Annotated in this window: 8 protein-coding genes; 6 read left to right on the top strand and 2 right to left on the bottom strand. The window is 40.1% G+C overall.

The window, feature by feature from the left end; translation table 11 throughout:
* Together ACO4R2_RS03290 and ACO4R2_RS03285 are read left to right on the top strand one after the other, a co-directional pair.
* Window positions 1–2,950, top strand: a 2,950-nt coding sequence (locus ACO4R2_RS03290; RefSeq protein ID WP_484769151.1) for a leucine-rich repeat domain-containing protein, incomplete at its 5' end; no start/stop codon positions are given.
* A 156-nt stretch (window positions 2,951–3,106) separates the two neighbouring features.
* Window positions 3,107–3,310 carry a hypothetical protein gene (locus tag ACO4R2_RS03285; RefSeq protein ID WP_315092364.1) on the top strand — a complete coding sequence of 68 codons (204 nt, stop codon included), beginning with the start codon at window positions 3,107–3,109 and terminating at the stop codon, window positions 3,308–3,310.
* Window positions 3,311–3,434: 124 nt separating this feature from the next.
* Here ACO4R2_RS03285 and ACO4R2_RS03280 read toward each other — a convergent pair whose 3' ends face one another.
* On the bottom strand, window positions 3,435–3,986 hold the full coding sequence (locus ACO4R2_RS03280; protein ID WP_484769150.1) for a glutathione peroxidase: 552 nt from the start codon (window positions 3,984–3,986) through the stop codon (window positions 3,435–3,437).
* 72 nt (window positions 3,987–4,058) lie between these two features.
* Window positions 4,059–4,517, bottom strand: a complete 459-nt coding sequence (locus tag ACO4R2_RS03275; protein ID WP_484769149.1) for a type I restriction enzyme HsdR N-terminal domain-containing protein — start codon at window positions 4,515–4,517, stop codon at window positions 4,059–4,061.
* Between the two features lie 101 nt (window positions 4,518–4,618).
* Between ACO4R2_RS03275 and ACO4R2_RS03270 the strand changes: the two genes are divergently transcribed.
* From ACO4R2_RS03270 to ACO4R2_RS03255, 4 genes are all read left to right on the top strand, one after another.
* Window positions 4,619–5,395, top strand: a complete 777-nt coding sequence (locus ACO4R2_RS03270) for an AMP nucleosidase (protein WP_311491302.1) — start codon at window positions 4,619–4,621, stop codon at window positions 5,393–5,395.
* Between the two features lie 27 nt (window positions 5,396–5,422).
* Window positions 5,423–6,457, top strand: coding sequence for a DNA polymerase III subunit delta (gene holA, locus ACO4R2_RS03265; RefSeq protein WP_484769148.1), 1,035 nt, complete (start codon window positions 5,423–5,425; stop codon window positions 6,455–6,457).
* Window positions 6,458–7,514: 1,057 nt separating this feature from the next.
* The gene (locus ACO4R2_RS03260; protein WP_484769147.1) at window positions 7,515–7,988 is read left to right on the top strand and encodes a helix-turn-helix domain-containing protein; all 474 of its coding nucleotides are present in this window, start codon (window positions 7,515–7,517) and stop codon (window positions 7,986–7,988) included.
* A gap of 63 nt (window positions 7,989–8,051) precedes the next feature.
* On the top strand, window positions 8,052–8,951 hold the full coding sequence (locus ACO4R2_RS03255) for a helix-hairpin-helix domain-containing protein (RefSeq protein WP_484769146.1): 900 nt from the start codon (window positions 8,052–8,054) through the stop codon (window positions 8,949–8,951).
* The last annotated feature ends 274 nt before the right edge of the window (window positions 8,952–9,225 follow it).

Below are 9,225 nucleotides of genomic sequence, written 5' to 3'. Positions count from 1 at the left end.
TGTGCACGCACAATCATCATTTAATTATACAGCCAACGGAAGAGTATGGAAATGCGTGGGAAGTAGTGATGGCACTGCAAGCATTATAGGCATTGCAGAGCCAGCCTCCACTTGTAGTGGAGTGTTGAATTTTCCTGGGGAAGTGATAGACGGAAATGGGCAGCATCGTCCTGTGACATGGGTCGGATCAATCATCGGAGGTTTTAACGGATATTCCCTAATCACAGACGTTAATATCCCCCTTAGTGTAAAGTGGATTTCTAATTCTGCTTTTAGAGGATGCACTGGATTAACTACCGTAAGTATGCCTAGTGTAGAGAATATAGGTGATTATGCTTTTTATGGTTGTACAAACCTTACGAATGTTAATATGCCTCCGATATGGGTTGGAGATAGAGCTTTTGAAGACTGTTCACACCTTTCTTCTACTATAAATCTTACCAATGCAAAGAAGCTAGGAGTAGGTGCTTTTCAGGATACAGGTATAACTTCCGTTACGTTTGGACATGATCTGAAAAAAATTTCAAATAGTGCTTTTTCTGGCACTCCTATAACATCACTAACTATTCCAGCAGAAGTAACAGAGATTGGTTCTAACGCTTTTAATAACTGTACTAGTTTAGCTTCTATAAACTTTGAAGAAGGGCCAACCAAGGGGGTAGCTAAAATTGGAGAATACGCATTTCAGGGCTGTACAAGTATAACTTCTTTAACTATACCAGGAAAGTTTAAAACCATTGAACTTTGTGGATTCGCTGGGTGTTCCAACCTTACTCAACTACGCCTTCAAAGCGGATTAGAGAGTATAGGGAAATTTGCTTTTTATAATTGTTCTTTGACAGGAGACCTTACTATTCCTGAGACAATGAAAACTATTTATGAAGATGCTTTTGCCAATTGTCCGTTTGGTGGAACCCTCATTATGAAAGCTCAACGGCAGCCAGCATGGGATGGATATAACTCAAATCATAACTCAGTATTTGTTGGTAAAAATAGTTTGAAGTTTTCTCATATCGTATTAGATGGTCCTGAACCATCAGCCCTTATTGCGCCAGAAGGTATGGGTTTTAGTGGTATTAGATCTCTTTTAGGTAATTCTATTATTAGTTCCTTAACTATTCGTCCTTCCGTAAAGAAACTTCCTGCATTTGCTCTATATAACGCCAATTTGTCGAATATCAGTTCTTTCAATATCCCTGCTACAGTAGAGGAAATAAATGCTTATGCTTTCTGTAAAGTAAAATTTCCTCCTTCTACTCATTTCACGATTCCCTCTACTGTTACTAAGGTATACGACTATGCGTTTTCAGAGAGCAATATTACAGAATTTACAATAGAAGCAGGAGGAATAACAGAAATTCCTAAAGGCATCTGCTATAATTGTTCAAATTTATCCCGAGTAAATCTGCCAGAGGGAATAACTAAAATAGGCGAAGGAGCTTTTGGTAAAACAGTAAGTTTGACTAGTGTCAACTTCCCAATGAGTCTTATTGAGATTGGACAGTACGCTTTCGAAAGTTGCACTTCACTTACTAACATACTATTACCTGAAGGCTTAAAAACTGTTGCTTGGAGGGCTTTTGCTGATTGTTCTTCACTTACTAATATTACTCCACTTCCTTCGACCATAACTCGCATTGAGGATCAGGCTTTTGCTAATTGCCCTCTTCAAGGCGATGCTAACGAAATGATTCCCTCTTCACTTCAATATATTGGTACAGAGGTCTTCAATTCAACGGGTATAACGGGAGAAGCTGTATTTGGTCATTTGAAAGCACCAGCAGAAGGAGTTTACAGAATCACTCCAGGAAATCCTTTTTTGAAAAGCCGTGTCTATGGTATCAGGATGGGTACATACGATAAGTATTTCAATGGACGCGGAGGTGAAGTTTATACTATGATAGGCCAATGGGATTATTTTTCAGGATTACTGTATATTGACACTCGCGACTGTACGATCCAAACGGTACACCTCAAGGGGGAGCCAAACACAGCTTACAAGTTTTCACGCGAAAATGGTTATGATGCAGATACTTATCCAAATTTTGTCTCTGCATCAGTTAATACTTTGGTTTATCTGCCATCAGAGGTAAAGTTTAATGATTCAGCACTGCCCACTGCGACGTTTGATCAGCGCTTTAATACAGATGAGAACAATGATGAAACAGGTGGCGATGGTTCGAACTTTATCATGGACGGAAAGTGTAAACAATTCTTTGTGAAAGATGGTCTGCCTTACCGTGTGCCTTTTGCTTTCACTGCACAAACGGCACGCTATAGCCGCACTTTCAATGTCACTACTGGCAAAGCGGTGAGTACGCTCTATTTGCCCTATCCCACGGATCTGCCTGAAGGTATGTGTGCCTATACGCTGGTGAAAAAGAATGTGCATAGTGATGGAGAAAAGGCTTTTGTGTTCCGTGAAGTGCCTCAAGGTACACGCCTCTCTGCCAACAAACCATACCTTGTAAGAATTACTGATGGACAGACACACAAACTGCCAGTGATGCACAATGTGGCAGTTCCAGTTTCTCCAAAAGTGGATGATGCCGGACAGCTGGGAATTGAAACGAGCGACTGGAAATTCTTTGGAACTACAGAGAAGATAGACAATGCTGCTGCGTATGCCAAGAAAGCCTACTATCTGAATGGCAACAAGTGGTGGGCAGTGCAAGATGGAGTGGAGAACGACTACATTGCTCCTTTCCGCTGCTTTGTGAGCAGTCCTACGGGTGCTGCTGCCAGCAGAAGTTTCCTTCTTGTGCTTGAAGGCGACGACGACAGCAATGTGACTGGTATCAACCAGCTCGAAAGCGATACAGAAAAGGATATGCACAGTGGTAAATACCCGTTCTATTCCATCGATGGTAAACTGATGGGTAAAGACTACAATAAGCTGGAGCGTGGACAAATCTATATTGTAAACGGTAAGAAATTCTATAAATTCTAATTCTATTCTCGTTCCGCTTCTTCGGAAAAAGAGGGGGAACGAGGATTCCCAAAAATAAGAGATTCTCTGTCTTCTCCCCAATGGTACCGATGCTTTACAGATGGCGTTTTTGAGGGAGAGACGATAAAGAGAAGAAATAAAAAACAAGTGAATACAATGAAAACAAAAATATATGTAACTCCCGCAATGGAAGTTGTGACTGTTGACCTTCAGAGTCATATCCTTGATATCTCCGTCCCTATTGGTAGCGGTGCTGGTCCTGGTGGCGGTGGTCAGACCCGACAAGGGATCTTCGACGATGAGGATTCATCCGATAAAGGATCTGGCTCTCCTGCTCACCCCAATCTTTGGGATGAGTGATAAAACTTAGTTGTTTGTTATAGCACCTAAAGGTATTTTTAGGAAATTCCGCAAAAGAAAGCCGCGCAAATCTGACGTCAGATTTGCGCGGCTTAAAGTATGTCTTTTTATTTCTGAAGTTTACCTATACTAGTAGAGCTTCGATACTCTTTTCAATTTCGGCAATGGGAGCCGTAGGTTCGAAGCGAGCTACTACCTGGCCTTGCTTATTGATGAGGAATTTGGTGAAGTTCCATTTGATGTCGGCTTTCTCTTTGTAGTCAGGGTCGACTTCGCTCAGCATCTTGTCGAGAATGGAGGCAATGGGGTGTTCCATATCGAATCCTGCAAAGCCTTTTTGCTGTTGTAGGAAGAGGAAGAGCGGGCTTGCATCAGGACCATTGACCTTTATTTTCTTGAACTGTGGGAAGTCGACACCATAGGTGAGCTGGCAAAATTCGTGAATTTGTGCATCAGTACCCGGAGCCTGCTGACCGAATTGGTTGCAAGGGAAGTCGAGCAGTTGGAAGCCTTTACCGCGGAAGTGTTCGTATAGTTTTTCCAGTTCTTCGTATTGAGGAGTGAATCCACATTTTGTTGCAGTGTTGACAATAAGTAAAACCTCGCCTTCGTAGGAACGGAGAGGTACGTCAGCACCCTTACGGTCTTTGACCGTGTAGTCATAAATCGTTGCCATATAAAAACTTTATTTTCATCTTAGTTTAGTATGGGCAAAGATAAACGAAAGTGGGGAAACCACCAAATTAGCTTAATAGAGTTCTGCGTAGTCGGGGATTTCAGGGAGGAAATGAATGCTGAGGTCGGAATAATTGATGCGGCAGATATAGTGGTCTAGGCCGTTGGAAACAATGAGGTAGTCGGCATGGAGTACACTGTTGTACGAACTGATTTGCGTGAAGACTTTTTGCGTGATGCGAACGCTGGGAGCTTTGTATTCGATGATCATACGCGGGTTTCCTCCTTCGCGATTGAAGAGTACGCTGTCGCAACGTCGCTCAACACCGTTGACGTTGAGGCTCACTTCATTGCCCAAGAGCCCTGCGGGGTAGTGCTTGTGTTCAACGAGGAAGTGGGTGAAATGCTGCCTAACCCATTCTTCAGGGGTTAGGCGAATGTAGCGTTGCCGCAAAAAGTCGAGGATTTCAGTCTGCCCGTCATCTCGCCGGCGTAATTTAATATTAAAGTTTGGCAGATTAAGTGAAATCATTTTCTTACTTTTGCAAATCAATAAATATATTGCAAAATTAAGTATTTCGGCGGATTTGCAGGCTTTGTATACCGCCGAAAATGCGTATAAAAACTATTTATATGAAGACGCGTGAAGAAATCGTGAGTAATTGGCTCCAGCGTTATACTGGTCTGCCGCTGGAAGATTTTGGAGAGCATATCCTTCTGACCAATTTCAATCATTATGTGGATTTGTTTTGTGAGTTGAGCGGTGTTCCTATAGAAGAAACGACCTCTAATATGCGTGCCGTTACAGCTAACGGCATCACAATGATAAACTTCGGGATTGGTAGTCCAAACGCTGCGCTGATTATGGACTTGCTGAGTGCAGTGAAACCGAGTGCTTGCTTATTCTTGGGTAAGTGTGGCGGTATTTCTGAAAAAACGCATTTGGGCGATTATATCCTTCCGCTGGCTGGTATTCGTGGTGAAGGTACTTCCAACGACTATTTCCCTTCTGAGGTTCCTTCGCTTCCTGCCTTTATGTTGCAACGTGCTGTGTCGACAACATTGCGTGATAACAATCAGGATTACTGGACAGGGACGGTTTACACGACAAACCGCCGCGTTTGGGAACATGATGATCGCTTCAAAAGCTATCTGCGCGAAACGCGTGCTATGGCTGTTGATATGGAAACTGCAACTCTATTCACTTGCGGTTTCTACAATCATATCCCAACAGGCGCTTTGTTGCTGGTGTCTGATAATCCAATGGAGGCCGAGGGAATTAAGACGAGCGAGAGTGACCGCAAGGTGACGGCAAACTTTGCTGAGACTCATGTGCGCATAGGTATCGAAGCTATGAAACTTATCATCGGTCAGCGTAAGACGGTGCGACACCTGAAATATGACTGGTAACATATATATAATATAGACATACAAACGATGGCATTTCCTACTAAGAATCAAGGAGGAGTTCCTTATGAAGCCATTGTGAGAGACATCCAAGCGGGCAATTATAAGCCGCTCTATTTTCTGGAAGGAGAAGAGAGCTATTATATTGACCGCTTGGCTGATTTTATCGTGCAGTCTGCGCTGAATCCCGAAGAGAGAGATTTTAATTTAATCACACTCTTTGGGGCAGAAACCACTATTTTTAATGTCATTGATGCTGCCAATGGTTTTCCTATGGGCGCACAACGCTTGGTGGTGGTGGTGAAAGAGGCGCAGAATATTAAAGAAGTGGAACGCTTGGAACACTATCTAAAGCATCCGCAGCTCTCCACAGTCTTGGTGTTTTGTTATAAAAATGGAATACTGGATCGCCGTAAACGCTTAGCATCTCTCGTCGAGAAAACGGGCGTCCTGTTCGTTTCTCCAAAGTTGAAGGATTTTCAGTTACCTAAATTCATAGAAGATTATCTCCGACGTAAGAAGGTGGGTATCGATCCTGATGCTACAGAAATGATGGCGGCTCATGTTGGAAACGACTTGAGTCGTATGGCTGGCGAATTGGATAAACTCTGTATTGCTTTGCCCGAAGGATGTAAAAAGGTGTCGAAGGATTTGGTGGCGGAGAATATAGGGATAAGTAAGGATTACAATGTCTATGAGCTGCAAGATGCGCTCGTTTCAAAGAACATTTTTAAAGCAATGCAAATTGCAAATTATTTTGACAAAAACTCAAAAGTGTTTCCGATAAATAGAATAATTCCTACAGTCTTCAAATTCTTCCAAAATCTGATGTTGTCCTACTATTCTCCAGATAAATCGGAAAGGGGAGTGGCTGCCTTTTTAGGTATTACAGAATGGCAAGTGAGGAAAAATATCCTCCCTGCGATGGCAAATTATTCCGGCGTGAAAGTGATGCAAATAATAGGGGAGATCCGACGTGCAGATGCTCGCTCAAAAGGTGTAGAAGGTGCTACGATCTCATCTGGAGAACTACTAAAAGAACTTCTCTTTTTTATTCTTCACTAAAGCCTATTTCGTCAATATTTTATTTGATGATATTATTGTACAATTGAGGCGAGAATAGCAGATCCTCGCCTCAATTGTTTCTCTTCTGGAATACGTAAAATCTCTGCACAACTCCTCTTCTTTGAAACTCTATTCTTGCAAAAATGTGAATTACCTTATTCTATTAGTGTTTTAATCTCTAAAAACGGACCTATTTCTTTATTTATTTATCTATTTTGTAATCCTATAGATTGCAAAATGGTGGATTACTCATTTTTTTAGTTATCAATAATGATGCATGTTTTTTCTATGTGTATTTATTGATTTATAATCAGTTAAGATATTTTCTGCGCTCTGAGAATCGTGAGATAAAGAATTCTTTATCTCTCGCCTAGATTCATGAATAAATTGAGCGAAGTAGTCTTATTCCTTCTCTAAATATTGCGCGTTAAGTTTTGTTATGGAATTCAAGTGTATATATTGATTTGTATATTCAGTTTATATATTCACATTGTTAAAAATATATCCTCTGTTGTTTATCTTTACACACTGAATATAAGTACATATAAATATAAATTCATAAATCGAAAGGAATGATATACAAAAAGATATTTATTTTTATTCGATATTATATTTTATCTTTTTTTTATTGAAAACCAGTTTGTTATTCTTGTTGTTTGATATGTTTTATGAGAATATCTGGTTTGTTTACTTATACAGTAGATTTATCGCTTTATTTTAAGAGCTATGTATGGTGATAACTAATTGATGTATAATTAAAGGGATGTATTTTCCAAGAATATAGTATAAGTCTTAATATCTACAAATTACATATGTATACAGGGGTGCGATATGAAAATGTGTAATTTGTGTTATTTGGAATGTAAATTTTAGTTTTGAAATTTTGATTTAGCGGCTTTATTTTTCTGTTCGCAAATGTTGTTTGTGTAGAAAAATGATTTTATCTTTGTAAATGCTTAGAAGGAGCCTCTTTTTAGGAGAGGAGAGAGACTTTTATCCTTTAAAATGAGCTTAGCTCTCTATTTGTGCAATAATAAATGATTGAAAAGTTATGGAAATGAAGGATCGTATTCGACAAATTATGGATGATGCCAAAATGTCCCAACAGGATTTTGCTGCTAAATTGGAAATTTCTGCTGCGTCATTGTCAAGTATATTTACTGGTAGGACTCGTCCTACAAATAACCATGTTCAAGCAATTCATAAAGCTTTTCCCGAGATAAATATAAATTGGCTTCTATTTGGTGAGGGAGATAGTCACCTTTCTGTTGTGCCAGCACAAGTAGTATCTGAAGCTCCTGAGTCTGATTTGGTGAATGCTTCTTCTCCTCAGGCAGAATTGGGGCTTTTGTTTTCCGAACCTGCTATAGAGCAACCTCTAGTGCAGGATCGTTCTTTATATACAAAGAGAAGTAAAATAGAACAAAATAAAGAAGTTAATATAATTGACAGAAAAATTCGTAAAGTAAGAGAGATTCGTGTCTTTTATGATGATGGTACTTACGAGACTTTCACACCCTCTCTTAAATGATAATTTGGATTTAAAATATAGATTTCTTATATTTGCCTCAGTAATCGGATAAATCCAATATCTATGAGTAAGAAGTATTGGCGTTTGATGCCAGAAGCTGATCGTCGAGGTTTTATTGCTTTGGCTCTGGTGTTGTTGGTCGGCAGCGGAGTGGCGTATTATTTCTTAAGTCCTAATCTATCTACTGGGAGCTTGTCTTTAAAGGATTCTCTTTCTGTACTCCATTTCCAAATGGAACAGGATAGTGTTGAGAGGCAGTATCGAGGTCGTTATGCGCAATATAATGGTGGCGCTGTAAAGCAGGCTTTCCCTTTTGATCCTAATGTGTGTGATTCTGTAACTTTTATTCGACTTGGCTTAAAGCCTTGGATGGCTCATAATGCTTTAAAGTATAGGCGGAAGGGGGGACGCTGGCGTTCTCCAGATGACTTTAAACGTTTATATGGACTTACAAAAGCAGATTTTGAGCGCTTAAGGCCATACATATGTGTAGAATCTGAAGATAAATCATTTTCCGACTCTCGTCGGCGATATGATTCTATTCGAGCCTCCTATCCCCAAAAGTATAAGGAGCTTACTATTCTAGATCTTAATACTGTTGATACAACTCAATTAAAACGTATCCCTGGAGTGGGAAGTTATTATGCTTCTAAAATATGTCGTTATCGTGAACGTCTTGGAGGTTTTGTTTCTCGTAATCAGATAAAAGAGGTGGATGGGTTGCCTGAGGGGATTGAAAAGTGGTTTGAAGTGGCATCTAACGCTCCAGTTAAGACCTTAAATATTAATAAGAGTACTTTTAAGCAACTTGTTCATCATCCATATTTAAACTATGAACAGGTTAAAGAAATAATGAACTACGTAAGAAAGTTTGGCCCGATAAAAAGTTGGCGTGACTTAAGTCTCTCTGAGCATTTTACCCCCGAAGATTTTAAGCGTCTCCAACCCTATATTGTTTTTTGACGACTTTGATATGTGTAAGTTTGTAAAGAGAGGATAAATGAATACTCACTTCTGTTTGAGCTGATACCTTCCCTCTTAGCTCCTTCGTCTCTCATTACCTCCGCTCTGCCCGATCACTCCCACCATACCTCCTCGTTCTTTTCTCAATAATCCCTCACTTTTCCTTAGATCTCCCCACGGTTTTCTCCCTGAAAACCTCCATTCTAAAACTTTTTTCAAAAAAAAAGTAGTGTATAGGCTTTGCTATTCCAAAAACTCGTAGTACTTTTGCATC

The sequence above is a fragment of the Alloprevotella sp. genome, assembly GCF_057240785.1.
The sequence above is the reverse complement of the archived record's forward strand: the minus strand, read 5'-3'. Positions and strand labels throughout refer to the sequence as shown.

Coding starts and splice junctions, on each gene's coding strand:
- ACO4R2_RS03285 (WP_315092364.1), top strand. CDS start 3,107: ATGAAAACAAAAATATATGTAACTCCCGCAATGGAAGTTGTGACTGTT.
- ACO4R2_RS03280 (WP_484769150.1), bottom strand. CDS start 3,986: ATGGCAACGATTTATGACTACACGGTCAAAGACCGTAAGGGTGCTGAC.
- ACO4R2_RS03275 (WP_484769149.1), bottom strand. CDS start 4,517: ATGATTTCACTTAATCTGCCAAACTTTAATATTAAATTACGCCGGCGA.
- ACO4R2_RS03270 (WP_311491302.1), top strand. CDS start 4,619: ATGAAGACGCGTGAAGAAATCGTGAGTAATTGGCTCCAGCGTTATACT.
- holA (WP_484769148.1), top strand. CDS start 5,423: ATGGCATTTCCTACTAAGAATCAAGGAGGAGTTCCTTATGAAGCCATT.
- ACO4R2_RS03260 (WP_484769147.1), top strand. CDS start 7,515: ATGAAGGATCGTATTCGACAAATTATGGATGATGCCAAAATGTCCCAA.
- ACO4R2_RS03255 (WP_484769146.1), top strand. CDS start 8,052: ATGAGTAAGAAGTATTGGCGTTTGATGCCAGAAGCTGATCGTCGAGGT.